Source organism: Streptomyces sp. NBC_01410 (assembly GCF_045040195.1).
Taxonomy (GTDB): domain Bacteria; phylum Actinomycetota; class Actinomycetes; order Streptomycetales; family Streptomycetaceae; genus Streptomyces.
On record NZ_CP109530.1, the window covers coordinates 5,972,659 to 5,991,208 of the forward strand.

Sequence of the window (18,550 nt, forward strand, 5' to 3'; positions counted from 1 at the left end):
TCGGCTGTGTCGGGGGACGTTCCGTTCGAGGAGAGACGTTGACCAGGTCCGGCCAGGAATACCTCGCATCGCTGTGTGACGGGCGTGAGGTGTGGCTCGACGGCGAACGGGTCAAGGACGTCACCCGCCATGCCGCCTTCCGCAACACCGCGGCGTCGGTCGCGCACCTGTACGACCTGGCGCACGACTCCGAGCACAGCCCTGTCCTCACCTCCGGCGGCGTCCACCGCGCCTTCGCCGTGCCGCGCTCCTACGAGGACCTGGTCGCGCGGCGGCACGCCTACAAGGTGTGGACCGAGTCGAGCTTCGGCTTCCTCGGGCGTACGCCCGACTACATGGCAGGTGGAGCAGCGGGTTTCGCCGCTCTGCCCCAGGTCTTCACCACCGACTCCTTCGACGGTGCCGACAACGCCCTCGCCTACCACCGCAGGCTCGCCGAAGGCGACCTGTACGCGGCCTTCACCATCACCAACCCGCAGTCCGGCGTGGGGGAGGACGACCTGGTCGTGCGGGTCGTCGCCGAGAAGGACGACGGGATCGTGGTGAGCGGCGCCAAGATGATCGGCACCGGGGCCGTGTTCGCCGACGAGGTGCTCGTCGGCACGATCGAGCCCCTGGCGCCCGATGACGTGGAGCACGCGCTCTGCTTCTCAGTGCCCGTCGGCACACCGGGCCTGACCCTCGTCTCGCGTACTTCGTACGAGGCGGGGGCCCGCAGCGTCTTCGACAACCCGCTCTCGTCGCGCTTCGACGAGAACGACGCGCTGCTGGTCTGCGACGAGGTCTTCGTACCGTGGGAGCGGGTGCTGACCTACCGCAATGCCGAGGCCACCGCGGCGATGTGGTGGGCGACGCCCGCCTATCTCAACTTCAGCCACCAGGCGGCCACCCGCTTCTGGACCAAGCTCGAATTCCTCACCGGCCTCGCCATTCTGCTGACTCGTGCCAACAACACCTCCCAACTCCCCGCCGTCACCCAGGCGGTCGGGCGGCTGCTCGGCATGGTCGCCCAGGCCAAGGCCTTCGTACTGGCGGCCGAGGCCAGCCATGAGCAGGTCGACGGCGGCCGCGGCGGCGTCATGCCGGGCCGGGAGATCTCCTACGCCCAGCGCATCATGTCCGGGGAGATCTACCCGCGCGCCGTCCAGGAGATCAAGCTGCTCGCGGGCGGTGGCATCATCCAGCTCCCGGCTTCCGGCGGGGATCTGCTGCACCCGCAGCTCGGGCCGGTCGTGAGGAAGTATCTGCGCGTGCCCGGCACCCCGGCCGAGGACCGGGTCAAGCTGCTCAAGCTGGTGTGGGACGCGCTCGGTTCGGAGTTCGCCGGACGCCATGAGCAGTACGAGCGCTTCTACCATGGCGCCCCCCACGTCTATCTGACCATGCAGACGTGGGCGGGCGGCGCGGAGAGCTGCGAGGAACTGGCCCAGGCCTGTCTCGAGGGATACGGCCTGGGCGAGGACCGGGACCCGAGGACGGGCCAGTGACCTCGGCCCGTCCGGGCGCCGCGCTCGCGCTGCTCGCCTCCACCCAGTTGCTGCTGATCATGGACACGGCCATCGTCAATGTCGCGCTGCCGTCGGTCGGCGACGACCTCGGCTCCGGCTCGGCCGGACTGTCCTGGGTGGCCAACGCCTACCTCATCGCCTTCGGCGGACTGCTGCTGCTCGGGGGGCGCCTGGCCGATCTGCTCGGCCACCGGCTGCTCTACCTCGGCGGTCTGGGACTGCTTGCCGCCGCCTCCGCGGCGGGCGGGCTCGCCGGGACGCCGGGCGCCCTGATCGCCGCGCGGTCCGTGCAGGGCGTGGGCGCCGCCTTCGCCGCCGCCGCGGCGTTCGCACTGCTGCTCAACCTGTTCCCGGACGGGCCCGGACGGCACAAGGCGCTCGGGGCCTTCGCCGCGATGGGCGGACTGGGCGGGGTGCTCGGCACCGTGCTCGGCGGAGTGCTCACCGATCTGCTCGGCTGGCGCTCCACGTTCTGGCTCAATGTGCTCCTCGCTCTGGTCATGGGACTGCTCGCTCTGCGCGTTCTCAACGGGGGGACGCGCAGCGCACGGTCCGGCTTCGACCTGGGCGGAGCACTCACGGCCACCGGCGGCCTCGGGCTGGTGGCGTACGCACTCGTCGGCGCGGGCGAGTCCGGGTGGACCAGCACCCGGACCCTCTCCGCCGGCGGTGCGGGCCTCGCGCTGCTCGCGGCCTTCGCCGTACTGGAGTCGAGGCTTCCGAGCCCGCTGGTGCCGCCCGCCGTGCTGCGACGGCCCGCGCTGCGGGACGCCAACATCCTCAGCGCACTGGCCCAGATGGCGCTGTTCCCGATGTTCTTCCTGGTCAGCCTTTATCTGCAGAGCGTTCTCGAACAGTCCCCGCTGACCGGCGGACTCGGACTGCTGCCGCTGTCACTGGTGGTGGTCGCCGTCGCCCCGCAGACAGGCCGCCTCATCGTCCGGATCGGGCTCAGGGCCACCATGACCGCCGGCTTCGGGCTCCTCGTCGCGGGCATGGTGTGGCTGGCGCTCGCCCTGTCCGCCGACGGAACCTTCGCAACGACGGTCCTGGCACCCAGCCTGGTCCTCGGCGTCGCCCTGCCGCTGGTCGTGGTCACTACCAACGTGGCCGCCACCGCGGATGCCGCGCCCGAGGAGACCGGCCTCGCCTCCGGACTCGTCAACACCAGCCAGCAGTTCGGCTCGGTGCTCGGGCTCGCCGTCCTGGTGGCCGTGGCCACCGCCGGAGGCGGCCCTTCGGCCGCCGCCCAGACCTCCGGCTTCCGCTCCGCGCTGCTGGCCGGCGCCGCCTTCGCCGCACTGGCCGCCCTGCTCTGCGTACGACTGCGGCTGCCCGGGCCCGCCCCGGCGCCACCGCGCCGGGACCCTGTGGGCGGTGCCGTGGAGTGACCGTGTGCGGCGAGTGCGTACCGCGCAGGCGTACGCAGGCGGCGAAAGCGTCCGGTGAGCGCGTGACGCGAGCAACTGCGCCGCATCCCACCCACTGAACCGACGTTGCCCGAGGGGGGCATTCCGTTGACCCTGTACGACCTTGTCGCGCCCGGTCTCCAGTCGCGCTGCGATCCGCGCTACCGGATAGCCGAGATACGCGCGGCCGACCCGCTCGGCGCCGACGCGCTGCTCGCGGCCCTGCCCGCGATGAACGCCGACGCCGATGTGCCCGCGCTCACCGTCGCCCTGCGCACCCTGGTGCCCGAGCCCGAACGCGTCGCCACGCTCGGCGTCACCGACGCGCTCGCCGCCATGCGCGACCTCGGCATCCTGCTCGGATCGCTCAAACGGCACGGCGTCGAGCCCGTCGCGGCGGTGCCCGACGTCCTTCCGGTGCTCGAAGAGCTGGGCCGGCGCACCGACATGGTGCCGCGCGACACCGTGCACCACTACACGACCTGGAACCCGCTCGGCGCCCGGCAGCGGATGTACACCGGCGACATCATGGAGAGCAATCTCCAGGACGCGGTCCGGATGGTCTTCCCCAGCCTGGTGGCGGCGCTCGACACCTGCGCGGAACTCGCCCGCAGGGAGCCCTACGAACCGGGCTTCGCCCTCGCGCTCGACCGCACCGCCCAGCATGTGCAGTCCATGGTCGACTCCATCGACTTCACCGTCGCCAATGTCTCGCCGGTCTTCTTCGCGACCCGGATGCGCTCCTACTTCGAGGAGATCGACGTCGCGGGCACCGAGTACCTGGGCCCGGCCGCCGCCCAGGTGCCGCTCTGGCTGGTCGATCTGACGCTGTGGCAGTGCGACCGCAGCAACCGGGCCTACGACGCCTTCCTCGACGACTCGGTGCGCTACAGCCTCCCCTCCTGGCGCGACCACTACGCCGAGCACAAGGGCGGGACCTCCGCCGTCTCCAAGCTCTCGGCCGCCATCAGCTGGGAGGCGGCCCACCGGCTGCCGCCGCAGCTCGCCGCGTCCGCCGTCTCCCTCGCCCGCGTGCTGCGCATCCTCAAGACCTTCCGGGCCCGCCACATGACCATCGCCCGCAAGGCGTACGACGAGGAGGTGCGGCTGTACGAGGTGGGCAGCGGCGGCGCCCCCATCGAGCTGCTCCGCTCCGTGCTCGATCTGACCCGGGACAACGAGACCCTCGTACGCCGTTCGATCGAGCGGCCGCGCACCCCCGTCGTCTGACCGTCCCTGGAGGTCCCCATGACCCACATCATGATCGCCGGCGGAGGAATCGCCGGGCTCACCGCGGCACTCGCCCTGCACACCGCCGGATTCGAGCGGATCACCGTCGTCGAGACGGTCCGCGAGCTGCGCCCGGTCGGCGCCGGGCTGAACATCATGCCCAACGCGGTGCGCGAACTCGACGCGCTCGGGCTGCTCGACCGGCTGGAGGAGTGCTCCGTACGCACCCGTGAGCTGCGCTACTACCACCGCAGCGGCGGCCTCATCTCCCGCGAGCCGCGCGGCCTCGGCGCCGGCTACCACTGGCCCCAGCTCTCCATCCAGCGCGGCGAACTCCAGCGCGCGCTCGCCGACGCGGTACGCGCCCGGCTCGGGCCCGGCGCGATCGTCGGCGGCGTCAAGGTCACCGGCCTCGAACCGCTCGCCGACGGCCGCCCCCGGGTCCAGCTCGAACACCGCGACGGCGCCCGGCGCGGCAGGGCGTCCCTCGAACCCGACGTCCTCATCGGCGCCGACGGCATCCGCTCCACGGTGCGCGCTGCGCTCAACCCGGGCGAGGGCGAGCCGCCGTGGAACGGCATGCTCGTCTGGCGCGGCGTCTCGTGGATGCCCGCCCACCAGACCGGCACCTTCATGTTCATCGCGGGCGACGACCGCCAGAAGGCCGTGGTCTACCCGATGACCGAGCCCGACAGGGACAGCGGCGAGGTGCTGGTCAACTGGGCGCTCGCGATGCCCGCCGACTCCGCCGGAGACGCTACGCGCGGAGACTGGAACCGGGAGGTCCCGGTCGAGAAATTCCTGCACCACTACGAGGGCTGGGACTTCGACGGCGTCAGCGTCCCCCAGGTGCTCCGGGCCGCCGAAGGCGCCTTCGAGTACCCGATGGTGGACCGCGATCCGCTGGAGCGCTGGTCCGTCGGCCGTACGACGCTGACCGGTGACGCGGCCCACGCCATGTACCCGATCGGCTCCAACGGCGCGACCCAGTCCATCATCGACGCCCGCGCGCTCGGTCACGCCATGGCCCTGCACCCCGACCCGGCCCGCGCCCTTGCCGCGTACGAGGCCGAACGCAGGCCCGCGATGACCGAACTCCAGCAGGCGAACCGCCGCCTCGGCCCCGAGGTCGTCATCAACCTCGCCCACGAGCGCGCCCCCGGTGGCTTCACCGACATCGACGAGGTGATCCCGAAGCGGGAACTCGCCGAGATCGCCGCCCGGTACGCGGCCACCGGGGCCTTCGACCCGGGGACCGTCAACCAGGGCTCTCCCTACGACCCGGCGGTGCGCTCGCCGCGCTGAGCGCCCCTTCGACGGGCTGAATGCACCGGCGCCCGCCCGTGGGCCCGGCGCGCGCCGTGGTTGAGGAGGGCGGGGTACCACTACCGTCTGTCGGGACGGAAAAGGACGCACACCGTCGTGCGTCCCCTCGGATGCGTACCTCCCCTGCGAAGGTGGAACCTGTGAAGGCCATTCGTCGATTCACCGTCCGCCCCGTCCTCCCCGAACCGCTTCTTCCGCTCAGTGAACTGGCGCGCAATCTGCGCTGGTCCTGGCACACCGAGACCCGTGACCTCTTCCAGGCCGTCGACCCCGACGGCTGGCAGGCGGCGGGTGGCGATCCCGTACGACTGCTCGGATCGGTGTCCGCCACCCGGCTGGCGGAGCTGGCCGGGGACCGGCGCTTTCTGCGCAGACTCGCCGCCGTCGCCGACGACCTGGACGACTACCTGCACGGTCGCAGGTGGTACCAGGCACACAGTGGCGCCCTGGGGGACCATGACCCCGAGGGCGCCGAATTCCCCGCAGCGGTCGCCTACTTCTCGCCCGAGTTCGGTGTCACCGCCGCACTGCCCCAGTACTCCGGCGGCCTGGGCATCCTGGCCGGCGACCATCTCAAGGCCGCGAGCGACCTCGGCGTGCCGCTGATCGGCGTCGGGCTGCTCTACCGCCACGGCTACTTCCGCCAGTCGCTGTCCCGCGACGGCTGGCAGCAGGAGCACTATCCGCTGCTCGACCCCAACGAACTGCCCGTCAGCCTGCTGCGGGAGCCCGACGGGACACCCTGCCTGGTGTCCCTCGCGCTGCCCGGCGGGCGCTCGCTGCGCGCGCACATCTGGATGGCGCGGGTCGGCCGCGTACCGCTGCTGATGCTCGACTCGGACGTCGAGGAGAACGGCCACGGCGAGCGCGATGTCACCGACCGGCTCTATGGCGGCGGCAGCGAGCACCGGCTTCTCCAGGAGATGCTGCTGGGCATCGGGGGCGTACGGGCGGTGCGGGTGTACTGCCGCCTCACCGGCCATCCCGCGCCCGAGGTGTTCCACACCAACGAGGGCCACGCCGGCTTCCTCGGTCTGGAGCGCATCCGCGAACTGGGCGAACCCCAGGAGCGCGGCGGCCAGGACCTCGACTTCGACGCCGCGCTCGAAGCCGTACGCGCCGGGACCGTGTTCACCACCCACACACCCGTGCCCGCCGGGATCGACCGGTTCGACCGCGAACTCGTCGCCCGCCATTTCGGGGAGCGCGGAGAGCTGCCCGGAGTCCCGGTCGAGAAGGTGCTCCATCTCGGCATGGAGACCTATCCGGGCGGCGAGCCCAACCTCTTCAACATGGCGGTGATGGGCCTGCGGCTCGCCCAGCGCGCCAACGGCGTCTCCACACTGCACGGGGCCGTCAGCCGCGGCATGTTCGCCGGGCTGTGGCCCGGCTTCGACGCCGAGGAGGTGCCCATCACCTCCGTCACCAACGGGGTGCACGCGCCGACCTGGGTGGCGCCCGAGGTGTTCCGGCTCGGCGTGCGCCAGATCGGCACCAGCCGCGCGGAGGACGCCCTGTCCGTCGGCGGCTCCCAGCGCTGGGACGCCGTCGCGGACATCCCGGACGCCGACATCTGGGAGCTGCGCCGTGAGCTTCGTGAGCAGCTGGTCCTGGAGGTACGGGAGAGGCTGCGGGCCTCCTGGCGCCAGCGGGGCGCCGGAGCGGCCGAACTGGGCTGGGTCGACGGGGTGCTCGACCCCGACGTCCTCACCATCGGCTTCGCCCGCCGGGTCCCCTCGTACAAACGGCTCACGCTCATGCTGCGCGACCGCGACCGGCTGATGGAGCTGCTGCTGCATCCGACCAGGCCGGTGCAGATCGTCGTCGCGGGCAAGGCACATCCGGCGGACGACGGCGGCAAGCGGCTGGTGCAGGAGCTGGTGCGGTTCGCCGACGATCCGCGGGTGCGCCACCGGATCGTATTCCTGCCCGACTACGGGATGGCGATGGCGCAAAAGCTCTACCCGGGCTGCGACGTCTGGCTGAACAATCCGCTGCGGCCGCTGGAGGCGTGCGGCACGAGCGGAATGAAGGCCGCGCTCAACGGCTGCCTCAATCTGTCCGTCCTCGACGGCTGGTGGGACGAGTGGTTCGAGCCGGACTTCGGCTGGGCGATCCCGACCGCCGACGGCTCGGCGACGGACGACGACCGGCGTGACGAGCTGGAGGCGGGCGCGCTGTACGAGCTGATCGAGAACCGGGTGGCGCCCCGCTTCTACGACCGGGGCGCGAGCGGGCTGCCGCAGCGCTGGATCGAGATGGTCCGGCGCACGCTGACCACGCTCGGCCCGAAGGTGCTCGCGGGTCGCATGGTCCGGGAGTACGTGGAGCGTCTGTACGCCCCGGCCGCCCGGGCCCACCGGTCCCTGAACGCGGACACGGCACGGGAGTTGGCGTCCTGGAAGGGCCGGGTGCGGATGAGCTGGCCGCATGTGGCCGTCGACCATGTGGAGGCGCTGGAGCAGTCGGCTGCCGGGGGAACGGCGGAGCTGGGCTCCACGCTGGCCCTGCGGGTGCGGGTCGCACTCGGCGAACTCCAGCCGGACGATGTCGAGGTGCAGGCGGTGTCCGGCCGCGTCGACCCGGACGACGCGATCGCCGAGGCCCAGACCTTCCCGCTCAAGCCTGCGGGCGGGCCCGACCTGGAGGGCCGCTGGGTCTACGAGGGCCCGCTCTCGCTGGACCGCACGGGGCCGTTCGGCTATACGGTGCGCATCCTGCCGGCCCATCCGCTGCTCGCGGCCAGCGCCGACCTGGGGCTGGTGGCGCTGCCCACGGAGGCGACGGGGGAGGGCGCGGGCGTGCTGATGCGCTGAGGCGGCTTCTGGGGCGGCACGGTGCCCGGCACCGTGCCGCCCTTTTTTCATGCCGTGAAGTCAAAGTCTTGACGTGCTCATGGGATGCCTTTAGTTTCCTCACGCACCGCGAGTTCACTCCTACGCTCAACGTTCAGGTGAGTGAACCTCGTTGGAGTGCGACCCCCACCGGAAGGCAACCCCCCATGCGTACCGGATCACGTGCCCTGCGCAGGCCCAAAGCACTGCTGCTCATCCTCGCCACCGTCCTGGCCGCCGCGCTCGCCGCGGTGCTTACAGCCCCGGCCTCCGCCGTGAAAGAAACCCCCGCCGCCGCCCGACAGGCCGCCGCGCCCGCGGACTTCACCCACCCCGGCGTGCTCGTCGGCCGCTCCCAGCTCGACTTCGTGAAAGCCAAGGTCACGGCGGGCTCCCAGCCCTGGAAGGCCGCCTACGACCAGATGCTCGCCAGCAAGTACGCCTCGCTCACGCGTACCGCCAAGCCTCGCGCGGTCGTCGAGTGCGGCTCGTACTCCAACCCCAACTACGGCTGCACGGACGAGCGCGAGGACGCCATCGCCGCGTACACCCTGGCGCTGGCCTGGTACATCGGCTCGGACAGCCGCTACGCCCGGAAGTCGATCGAGATCATGGACGCGTGGTCCGCCGTGATCAGGGACCACACCAACAGCAACGCCCCGCTGCAGACCGGCTGGGCGGGCTCCTCCTGGCCGAGGGCCGCGGAGATCGTCAAGTACACCTACAGCTCCTGGCCGAACTCCGGCCGCTTCGGCACCATGCTGCGCACTGTCTACCTCCCCAAGGTCATCAACGGCTCGCATTCCAACGGCAATTGGGAACTGAGCATGATGGAGGCGGCGATCGGCATCGCCGTCTTCCTGGAGGACCGGACGGCGTACGACAAGGCCGTCTCGAAGTTCCGCGGCCGCGTCCCGGCGTACATCTACCTGACCACCGACGGGTCGCTGCCCAGGACCGCACCCGGCTCGGGGCTCGACACACGGGAGAAGATCATCAAGTACTGGCAGGGCCAGTCGACCTTCATGAACGGTCTCAGCCAGGAGACTTGCCGCGATCTGACCCACACCGGATACGGCCTCTCCGCCGTCTCGCACATCGCCGAGACCAGCCGCATCCAGGGCCAGGACCTCTACCCGGAGATCGCCGACCGGCTCCGGCACGCGCTGGGCCTGCACGCCAAGTACCAGCTTGGCCGGCCGGTGCCCGCCAACCTGTGCAACGGCAGCCTCAAGGACAAACTCGGCCCGGTCACCGAGGTCGGCTACAACGCGCTGCACAACCGCATGGGCTACGAGATGAGCAACACCCAGCGCCTCACGGAGCAGCAGCGTCCCGCGGGTTCGAACAACCTGTTCGTCGCCTGGGAGACCCTGACGCACGCGGGCAACCCCGCCTAGCGGAAGCTCCCTGGACTATGTGTCGGCGTGCCCGCAGATCGCCTGGAGTTCCTCGCGGACCTGGGTGCGCAACCACGCATGGGCCTTGTCCGTGTCGTAGCGGTGGTGCCATGCGTGGTTGATGCGGGCGGGCGCCAGGTTGAGCGGGACGGCCGGCGTGCGCAGGCCGAGTGCGGCCACGGTGGGGCGGCACATGCGCTCCGGGACCGCGACGACAAGATCGCTCCGGCTGACGAGATGAAGGGCCGCCGTGCTGGTCGGGGCCGCGGCGACGACGCGGCGCCGCAGTCCGCGGGCGGCCAGGGCGTCGTCGACGGGGTCGTGCAGGCGACCGCGGCGGGAGACGGTGATGTGCCGGGCGCCCGCGTAGCGCTCGACGGTGAGCTCGCCGTCCGCCAGCGGGTGGTCCGGGCGGATTGCCACGACGAGATGATCGTGGCCGATGGTCTCGAAGTGGATCTCCGGGAGAGCCGGTTCGGCCGAGCCGATCTCCAGATCGACACGCCCGTGCCGCAGATCGCTGGTGTCGCTGGGGGCTTCGGCGAGGAGCCGCAGCGTCACGCCGGGAGCCCGGGACCTGATGGTCTCCAGAAGCCCCGGGCCGATCGCCGTGGTCACGGCGTCGTGGCACTGAAGCGTGAAGGTGCGCTCCAGCGTGCCCAGATCGAGATCCTGATCGGGGGACAGCACGGCATGGGCCTGCGACACGAGGCTGTGCACCTCGTCGCGCATCGCGAGGGCACGGGGTGTGGGCGTCATGTTCCGGCCCGTGCGGACCAGGATCTGGTCGCCGGTGGCGCGTCTGATCCGGCCGAGCGTGCGGCTCATGGCGGGCTGCGACAGGTGCAGACGGTCGGCCGCGCCGGCCACGCTGCCCTCTTCGAGCAGCGCGTTCAGGGCGGTGAGCAGATTCAGATCCAGTTGCATGGGGGTAATCCTTGACTTGCATAACATGCATTTGAAGTCGTATGTGCCGAAGCCTACCGTCGGATGACATCAGCGGTCCGGCGCGGCAACGCGCCGGGCGGACCATCGACTTCCTGGGGGAGACCCATGTCCACCGACACCAACAGCCCGCAGGGCACCATGTCCGACGCCCAGCGCTCGGCGGCAGCCGCCGACCAGGCGCTGCTGCCCGCCGTCGTCGACGCCGTCCAGGCGGCGGGGGCACGGATGCTCGCGGAGTTCTCCTACGACGCCCGCCCGGTGGACCGGACCGGGATAGCCGACGCGATCCAGGCAGGCGACGCGGTGTCGCTGGAGTATCTGCGCGACCCTCTTCTGGCCGCACGCCCGGGAGCGGGGTGGGTCGAGGACGAGCTGGACACCGGTGTCCTGCCCAAGGGCGAGTGGTGGATCTGCGACCCGGTGGAAGGGGCCGTCAACCACGTTCACGGGATGACCCATTGGTGCGTCACCGCCACCTTGGTGCGTGACAACGTGCCGGTCGTCACGGCGGTGAGTCAGCCGGTGACCGGCGGCCTCTACACCGCGGTTCTCGGGGGCGGCGCTCACCTCGACGGAGTACGGCTGCGTCCCTCGGCCAAGACCGATCTGGACGCGGCCTACGTCTACACCGGCCAGGCGGCACCCGGCGAGGGCTCCGAGACCTACCGCCGTATCGGCCGGTCGGTCACCGCGATGATGGAACGCGCCTTGCTGGTGGGTGTATCCGTGCCTGCCACCCTGCAGCTGGTCCATGTCGCAGCCGGGCGGACGGATGCCTTCTGGCAGTACAGCCAGGTCCGCTCCGGGCTGGTGCCGGGCGCCCTGCTGGTCTCGGAGGCGGGCGGGAAGGTCAGCGACACCCGCGGACGCCCGTGGACCCTGGCCAGTGAGGACTTCCTGGCCGCCGCCCCCGGAATCCACCAGGCCGCTGTCGACGCCCTGGCCACCGTCGCCTGACCCGTCCGTCCCGTACCCGAGCAGCAACGGAGCACACCGCCATGACCAGCATCGGCATTCTCGGATCCGGCCGAGTGGCCACCGGCCTCGCCGCCCAACTCGCGTCCGTCGGACACGAGGTGACCGTCGGATCCCGCAACCCCACCGCCACAGCGGCCCAGTGGACCGGTCCGGCCGTCCGGCACTCCGACCACGCCGGGACCGCGCGCCACGCCCCGGTCGTCATCAACGCGACCCCCGGCAACACCACACTGCAGCGGCTCACCGCGCTGCGAGAGGAGTTGGACGGCACGATCCTCGTCGACGTCTCCAACGCCACCGAGCGCGGCGCGGACGGACTGCCGGGGGGACTGTGCTACCCGACCAGCAGCCTCGCCGAGCAGCTCCAGCAGGCACTGCCCGGCACCCGCGTCGTCAAGACGCTCAACACCATGCTGTTCACGGTCATGACCGACCCGGGGAGCCTGTCCACCCCGCCGACGGCGTTCCTCTCGGGCGACGACGAGGATGCCAAGGCGGCCGTGGGCCGCCTGCTCGCCGACCTCGGCTGGCGGCCGGAGTGGATCGAGGACCTGGGTGACATCACCACGGCCCGCGCGACCGAGGCACTGGTCCTGCTCGTCCCGCACCTGTTCCGCCGGCACGGACCGAGGCCGTTGGCCCTTTCCGTCGCCCGCTGAACGCGCAAGCTGCCCGGGGGCTCGGCCCCCGGGCAGCTTCCTTGAGTCACGTTCCTTGTGTCACTTCGCGCCCAGGCTCAGAAGGTGAGCTTGAAGCTGTTGATGTAGCCGGTGTCGTACGCCGCCTTGTCCTGGACGCGGAGCTTCCAGGTGCCGTTGGCGACCTCGGACGAGGCGTTGACGGTGTAGGTGGCCTGGACGTTGTCGGCGGAGTCGGAGCCGCTGAACGGCTTCAGGTTGTAGACCGATCCGTCCGGGGCGACCAGGTCGACGACGAGGTCGCCGCGCCAGGTGTGGATGATGTCCACGCCGACCTTGAGGGTGCTCGGGGCGTTGCCGGTGCGGCCGGTGACGGTGACCGAGGAGGTGACCGCCGCGCCGTTGTCCGGGATGGAGACGTCAGCGGTGTTCTCGAAGACCGTGCCACCCGGGTCGCCGCCGCCGGGGCGGGCGCCGACGTTGATGCCGGCCCACGCGTCGGTCACCGACTTGACCTCGGCGCTGGTGGCTCCGTACAGCTCCGTCGCGACCGCGATGGTGCCGGTGCGGGCAGCCGCGTAGTTGGTCGTGGAGTTGAACTTCGTGGTGAGCGCCTTGAACCAGATCAGCGAGGCCTTGTCCCGGCCGATGCCGGTCACGGGCAGACCGTCGGAGGTCGGGGAGTCGTAGCTGACCCCGTTGATGACCTTGGCGCCGCTGCCCTCGGAGAGCAGGTAGTACCAGTGGTTCGCCGGACCCGAGGAGTAGTGGACGTCGATGCCGCCGATGCCCGAGTACCAGGCGTCCTTGGACGCGCCGTCCTTGCTCGGCTTGTCCATGTAGCGCAGCGGGGTGCCGTCGCCGTTGATGTCGATCTTCTCGCCGACCAGGTAGTCGCCCTTGTCCTGGGCGCTGTTGGCGTAGAACTCGACGGCGGCGGCGAAGATGTCGGAGGTCGCCTCGTTGAGACCGCCGGACTCGCCGCTGTAGACGAGCTTCGCGGTGGCGGCGGTGACACCATGGGTCATCTCGTGGGCGGCCACGTCGATCGAGGTGAGCGGCTTGGCGTTGCCCGAGCCGTCGCCGTACGTCATGCAGAAGCAGCTGTCCTGCCAGAACGCGTTGACGTAGTTGTTGCCGTAGTGGACGCGGGAGTACGCGCCGACGCCGTCACCGCGGATGCCGGAGCGGCCGTGCACGTTCTTGTAGTAGTCCCAGGTGATCCCGGCGCCAAACGCGGCGTCCGCACCCGCGGTCTCCAGGTTGGACGGGGTGCCGTCGCCCCAGATGTCGTCCGGACCCGAGAACAGCGTACCGGTGCCCGAGGTGCCGCGGTTGAGGTTGTACGTCTTGGTGTTGCCGCGGCCGCCGTCGGTCAGGTTGTACGTCGAGCCCGACTGCGTGGAGCCGAGGGTCACCTGGCCGCTGTACTGCGTGTTGCCGGTGCCGTTCTCGACGGCCTGCCACTCGAAGAGCTTCGCGCCCGTGGCGGCGTCGGTGACGACGTGCAGCTCGTTCGGCGTGCCGTCGTGCTGGATGCCGCCCACGACCGTCTCGTACGCGAGAGTCGGCGTGCCCTTGGCCATCCAGACCACCTTGCGCGGCGCACGGTCGGCCTTCGTCTTCGCCGAGCCCTCCGCCTTCGCCGCGCCCAGCGCCTGCTTCTCGGCGGCGGCCGGCGCGATGCCGGCGCTGGTGTCCACGTTCTTCAGGGTCGCTGCCGACGCCTTGGTGACCGACTCGGTGGCGCCCGCCTTGGTCTCGGCGACCACGAGGTCACCGCCGAGGACCGGGAGTCCGGAGTAGGTGCGCTCGTAGCGGGTGTGCGTGGTGCCGTCGCGGTCCTGGGTGACGTCCCGGACGACCAGCTTCTCCTGGGCGGTCAGGCCCAGTTCCCTGGCGGTGGCGGCGGTGGTGGCGCTCTGCTTGCGTATCAGCTCCGCGCGCTGCGCGGGGGAGAGATTCAGCGGCAGGGCGCCGGGGTCGGCCTTCCCCGCTTTCGCCGCTGCCGGCACGGCGGTTGACGCCGGGTCGGCCGAAGAGGTGCCGGTCTGGAATCCGACCGCCAGGAGAGCGGCGGTGGCTATGAGAGCTCCGGTCGCGGTGGCGCGCCGGCGAGGCGTGGGTCTCACGCGAACTCCTTCTGCGAGGGGGGTACCGGCCGACTGGGTGGGTCGGCCGGGCAGAGCATGCGGAGCATGTAGAGCGTGGATCGGGGGAAGAGTGCCAGCACTGAACGCCTCCTGTCAGGAGCGCGTCAACAGGTTGGCCGGAAATCGTCCGGTGCCTGAATGGTCGTGTTCGTTAAGCGGACGTTTCGGCGATCATCATCGGAAAGCCGTCGAGCGTTTGTGCGGCCCGAATTCGAGGAGCGTTCCGTCCAGGCCGGACGGGGCCTGTGTGAACGGAGTGTTGAGCAGGGGATAGTTCCCGGTTGCGGTGATGACGCCGAACTGTGGCTGGTTCCGTGCCTTCCGGCAGGGCCGCATATCCGGCCCGTCCGGCGTTTGAGGACACCCCGCACCGCGACCGGCCCGTCAGCTCACCACGCTGTCCCGCCACGCCCTGTGCAGCCCCGCGAACCTGCCCTCCCCGGCGATCAGTTCGCCCGGCGTCCCGTCCTCCACCACCCGGCCGTGTTCCATCACCAGCACCCTGTCCGCGATCTCCACCGTCGACAGCCGGTGCGCGATCACCACCGCCGTGCGCCTGTGCAGCACCGTGTCCATCGCGCGCTGGACCGCCCGTTCGCCCGGGATGTCCAGTGAGCTCGTCGCCTCGTCGAGGATCAGGACCGCCGGGTCGGCGAGCAAAGCGCGGGCGAAGGCGACCAACTGCCGCTGGCCCGCGGAGATGCGGCCGCCCCGTTTGCGTACGTCCGTGTCGTAGCCGTCCGGCAGGCCCGCGATGAAGTCGTGCGCGCCGATCGCCTTCGCCGCCTGCTCGATCTCCTCGCGGCTCGCGTCCGGCCGCCCGATCGCGATGTTCTCCGCGACCGTCCCGGAGAAGAGGAAGGCTTCCTGGGTGACCATCACCACGCCCCGCCGCAGTTCGGGCGTGGCCAGATCCCGCAGTGCGACGCCGTCCATGAGGACCCGCCCCTCGGTCGGATCGTAGAAGCGGGCCAGCAGTTTCGCGAGGGTGGACTTGCCCGCGCCGGTCGAGCCGACGACCGCGACCGTCTGCCCGGCCGGGATGGTCAGATCGAAGCGGGGCAGCACCTCGCCACCGGTGCGGTAGGCGAAGCGGACGCCGTCGAAGACGACCTCGCGCCCCGGGTGGTCGGAGGCCAGGGCGGGCAGCACCTTGGGGTCGCGGGCCTCGGGCACGGACGGGACCTGGGCCAGCAGCCCGGCGATCTTCTCCAGCGAAGCCGCCGCGGACTGGTAGGAGTTGAGGAACATCCCGAGCCGGTCGATCGGGTCGTACAGCCGCCGCAGATAGAGCACGGCCGCGGCCAGCACACCCAGCGCCAGTGTCCCCGCCGCGACCCGGTAGGCACCCCACAGTACGATTCCGGCCACCGCGGTGTTGGCCACGAGCCGGGATCCGACGACATAGCGCGCCATCTCGAGCAGCGCGTCGCCGTTGCTGCGCTCGTGACGGTGGTTGAGGACCTGGAACTCCGCGTCGTTTGCCCGCTCGCGCCGGAAGGCCCGTACCGGCCGGATGCCGTTCATCGTCTCCGCGAACTTCACGATGACCGCGGCGATCGCCGTGGAGCGCGTGCTGAAGACCGTCTTGGCGCGCCGCTGGTAGAGCCGTACGAGCAGATACAGCGGTACGAAGGAGAGCACCGCGAGCCCGCCGAGCCCGAGGTCCAGCCAGAGCAGCATCGCCGAGATGTAGACGAAGGCAAGGACGACCATGATCAGCTCTTGGAGGCCCTCGCTGAGCAGCTCGCGCAGGGACTCCACGTCGGTGGTCGACCGCGAGATCAGCCGCCCCGAGGTGTAGCGCTCGTGGAAGTCGACGCTGAGGGCCTGCGCATGGCGGAAGATCCGGCCGCGCAGGTCGAGCAGCACGTCCTGGTTGACGCGGGCGGAGGCGCGGATGAAGGAGTACTGCAGCAGTCCGGCGCCGATCGCGCACACGGCGTACCCGAGGGCGACGGCGATCAGCGGCCCGTAGTCGTCCCGGCGGAAGGCGGGCACGCCGCGGTCGATGGCGTACGCGACGAGCAGCGGCCCGGCCTGGACGGCGGCCTGCTGGAGCAGCAGGAGCAGGGCGGCGAGGGCCACGCGCCCGCGGCGGGGCGCGAGGAGCGAACCGAGCAGCGCACGGGTCGCCCCCTCGGGCGCGGGCAGGGCGTCCCGGTCGAAGGGATCGTCCCGGCGGGGCGCGCCGGACGTGTTCGCAGGCTCCTGAGTGACCGGCGGGGAGCCGGCAGCGGCCGTCTCCCCGCCGTCGTCGGCGTACGGCGTCGTGGTCGTCGACGACGTCATCGGACCCCCTCCTCGGCGTGAGCACGGTCGGCGTCGGCGTCGGCGCCGGTGCCGGCGTCCGCTCCCGACATCAGCCACGCGTACTCCGCGTTCGTACGCAGCAGTTCCTGATGCGTACCGACGGCGGCGATCCGGCCCTCCGACAGCAGCGCCACCCGGTCCGCCAGCATCACCGTCGACGGGCGGTGCGCAACCACCAGGGCCGTCGTGTCCTCCAGTACCCGCCGCAGGGCCGCCTCCACCAGTGCCTCCGTATGCACGTCGAGCGCCGACAGCGGATCGTCGAGCACCAGGAAACGCGGCCGGCCGACCACCGCCCTGGCCAGGGCGAGCCGTTGCCGCTGACCACCCGAGAGGCTGAGGCCCTGCTCGCCGACATGGGTGTCGACGCCGTGCGGCAGCGAACCGACGAAGCCGGCCTGCGCCACCTCCAACGCGCGCCCCAACTCGCCTTCGTCCGCGCCCTCCGCGCCCATCAGTACGTTCTCGCCGACGCTCGCAGAGAAGAGCGTCGGCTCCTCGAAGGCCACCGACACCAGTTCGCGCAGCCGCTCCCGCGGCATCGCCGCGATGTCCTCCCCGTCGAGCGTGATCCGCCCGGAGGTCACTTCGTGCAGCCGCGGTACGAGCGCGGTCAGCGTGGTCTTTCCGCTTCCGGTCCCGCCGACGAGAGCCATCGTCTCGCCGGGCCGTACGCGCAGATCGATGCGGGCCAGCACGGGCGGAGCGTCCGCGGGCGCGTCCGGATAGCGGAATGCGACGGCTTTGAACCGCAGCCCCGCCGCGTCCTCGGCCATCGCCCTGCCCGCCAGGGCGGTGTCCGACTCCTCCTGTGCGTCCATCACCTCGAAGTACCGTTCCGTCGCGGTCGCCGCCTCTTGGCTCATCGCCAGCAGAAAGCCGATCGACTCCACCGGCCACCGCAGCGCGAGTGCCGTCGACAGGAACGCCACCAGCGTGCCCGCCGACAGACCGCCGTCCGCGACCTGGACGGTGCCCAGCACCAGCGCGGCGCCGATGACCACCTCGGGGATGGTCGTGATCAGCGCCCAGATCCCGGCCAGCAGCCTCGCCTTGCCGAGCTCGGTGCCGCGCAGCCGCCGTGCGAGCTCCCGGAAGGCGAGCGCCTGGCTGCGGTGACGGCCGAAGCCCTTGATGATGCGGATACCGAGGACGCTCTCCTCGACGACCGTGGTCAGATCGCCGACCTGGTCCTGTGCCCGGCGCGCGACGATCGCGTACCGCGTCTCGAAGAGCGAGCAGAGAATCACCAGCGGCACGATCGGCGCGAGCAGCACCAGCCCCAGGCTCCACTGCTGCCCCAGCAGAATGATGAATCCGACCAGGATCGTGGTCGCGTTGACCAGCAGAAAGGTCAGCGGGAACGCCAGGAACATCCGCACCAGCATCAGGTCCGTCGTGCCGCGCGAGAGCAGCTGGCCCGAGGCCCAGCGGTCGTGGAAGGCCACCGGCAGCCGCTGGAGATGCCGGTAGAGGTCGGCCCGCATCGACGCCTCGACCCCGGCGAGCGGCCGGGCCACCAGCCAGCGCCGGAAGCCGAAGAGCCCCGCCTCGGCGAGCCCCAGCAGCAGCAGGGCCAGCGCCCCGAGCCAGACTCCGCCGGGGTCCCGCCCGGCCACCGGGCCGTCGACGAGCCACTTCAGCACGAGTGGAATGACCAGGCCCAGACACGAGGCCACTATGGCGACAAATGCCGCGCTGAACAGGCGAGTTCGGATGGGGCGTACGTACGGCCACAGCCGCAGCAGTGAACGTACGGCCGACCGGTCCTTGGCGGTTGAATGTTGTTCGGGCATCAGGCGCGAGCCTACGG

General features: G+C 71.0%; 12 protein-coding genes. 8 read left to right on the forward strand and 4 right to left on the reverse strand.

Annotated elements, in window-relative coordinates; all coding sequences use genetic code 11:
* Positions 1–38 precede the first annotated feature (38 nt).
* The 6 genes from OG741_RS27620 (at position 39) to OG741_RS27645 (ending at position 9,707) form a co-directional block, all read left to right on the forward strand.
* A complete protein-coding gene (locus OG741_RS27620) occupies positions 39–1,487 on the forward strand; it encodes a 4-hydroxyphenylacetate 3-hydroxylase family protein (protein ID WP_405602295.1) in 1,449 nt (482 codons plus the stop codon).
* Positions 1,484–2,899: an MFS transporter gene (locus tag OG741_RS27625; RefSeq protein WP_405602296.1), complete on the forward strand. Its 1,416-nt coding sequence runs from the start codon at positions 1,484–1,486 to the stop codon at positions 2,897–2,899. Before OG741_RS27620 ends, OG741_RS27625 begins: the two co-directional genes overlap by 4 nt.
* A 126-nt stretch (positions 2,900–3,025) precedes the next feature.
* Positions 3,026–4,147, forward strand: a complete 1,122-nt coding sequence (locus tag OG741_RS27630) for a monodechloroaminopyrrolnitrin synthase PrnB family protein (protein WP_405602298.1) — start codon at positions 3,026–3,028, stop codon at positions 4,145–4,147.
* Between the two features lie 18 nt (positions 4,148–4,165).
* Positions 4,166–5,452 (forward strand): flavin-dependent oxidoreductase, encoded by a 1,287-nt coding sequence (locus OG741_RS27635; RefSeq protein ID WP_405602301.1) that lies wholly within the window; start codon positions 4,166–4,168, stop codon positions 5,450–5,452.
* Positions 5,453–5,613: 161 nt separating this feature from the next.
* Positions 5,614–8,289 carry an alpha-glucan family phosphorylase gene (gene glgP, locus OG741_RS27640; RefSeq protein ID WP_405602303.1) on the forward strand — a complete coding sequence of 892 codons (2,676 nt, stop codon included), beginning with the start codon at positions 5,614–5,616 and terminating at the stop codon, positions 8,287–8,289.
* A 185-nt stretch (positions 8,290–8,474) separates the two neighbouring features.
* Complete coding sequence (locus OG741_RS27645; RefSeq protein ID WP_405602305.1) at positions 8,475–9,707, forward strand: alginate lyase family protein; 1,233 nt, start codon at positions 8,475–8,477, stop codon at positions 9,705–9,707.
* A gap of 15 nt (positions 9,708–9,722) precedes the next feature.
* Here OG741_RS27645 and OG741_RS27650 read toward each other — a convergent pair whose 3' ends face one another.
* A complete protein-coding gene (locus tag OG741_RS27650; RefSeq protein ID WP_405602307.1) occupies positions 9,723–10,634 on the reverse strand; it encodes a LysR family transcriptional regulator in 912 nt (303 codons plus the stop codon).
* A gap of 126 nt (positions 10,635–10,760) precedes the next feature.
* On the opposite strand from OG741_RS27650, the gene OG741_RS27655 reads away from it, so the two are divergent.
* Positions 10,761–11,612, forward strand: coding sequence for an inositol monophosphatase family protein (locus OG741_RS27655; RefSeq protein ID WP_405602310.1), 852 nt, complete (start codon positions 10,761–10,763; stop codon positions 11,610–11,612).
* Between the two features lie 41 nt (positions 11,613–11,653).
* Positions 11,654–12,292, forward strand: coding sequence for an NADPH-dependent F420 reductase (locus tag OG741_RS27660; RefSeq protein ID WP_405602312.1), 639 nt, complete (start codon positions 11,654–11,656; stop codon positions 12,290–12,292).
* Between the two features lie 77 nt (positions 12,293–12,369).
* Here the strand turns inward: OG741_RS27660 and OG741_RS27665 are convergent, their stop codons facing one another.
* From OG741_RS27665 to OG741_RS27675, 3 genes are all read right to left on the reverse strand, one after another.
* The gene (locus OG741_RS27665; RefSeq protein WP_405602313.1) at positions 12,370–14,403 is read right to left on the reverse strand and encodes a M4 family metallopeptidase; all 2,034 of its coding nucleotides are present in this window, start codon (positions 14,401–14,403) and stop codon (positions 12,370–12,372) included.
* 405 nt (positions 14,404–14,808) lie between these two features.
* Positions 14,809–16,716 carry an ABC transporter ATP-binding protein gene (locus tag OG741_RS27670; protein WP_405602315.1) on the reverse strand — a complete coding sequence of 636 codons (1,908 nt, stop codon included), beginning with the start codon at positions 16,714–16,716 and terminating at the stop codon, positions 14,809–14,811.
* Positions 16,713–18,533: an ABC transporter ATP-binding protein gene (locus OG741_RS27675; protein WP_405602317.1), complete on the reverse strand. Its 1,821-nt coding sequence runs from the start codon at positions 18,531–18,533 to the stop codon at positions 16,713–16,715. The genes OG741_RS27670 and OG741_RS27675 overlap by 4 nt, the downstream gene beginning before the upstream one ends.
* Positions 18,534–18,550: the final 17 nt, after the last annotated feature.

Excerpts from the sequence above, each read along its gene's own strand:
- OG741_RS27635 (WP_405602301.1), top strand. The coding sequence starts at position 4,166 with ATGACCCACATCATGATCGCCGGCGGAGGAATCGCCGGGCTCACCGCG.
- OG741_RS27645 (WP_405602305.1), top strand. The coding sequence starts at position 8,475 with ATGCGTACCGGATCACGTGCCCTGCGCAGGCCCAAAGCACTGCTGCTC.
- OG741_RS27650 (WP_405602307.1), bottom strand. The coding sequence starts at position 10,634 with ATGCAACTGGATCTGAATCTGCTCACCGCCCTGAACGCGCTGCTCGAA.
- OG741_RS27655 (WP_405602310.1), top strand. The coding sequence starts at position 10,761 with ATGTCCACCGACACCAACAGCCCGCAGGGCACCATGTCCGACGCCCAG.
- OG741_RS27660 (WP_405602312.1), top strand. The coding sequence starts at position 11,654 with ATGACCAGCATCGGCATTCTCGGATCCGGCCGAGTGGCCACCGGCCTC.
- OG741_RS27670 (WP_405602315.1), bottom strand. The coding sequence starts at position 16,716 with ATGACGTCGTCGACGACCACGACGCCGTACGCCGACGACGGCGGGGAG.
- OG741_RS27675 (WP_405602317.1), bottom strand. The coding sequence starts at position 18,533 with ATGCCCGAACAACATTCAACCGCCAAGGACCGGTCGGCCGTACGTTCA.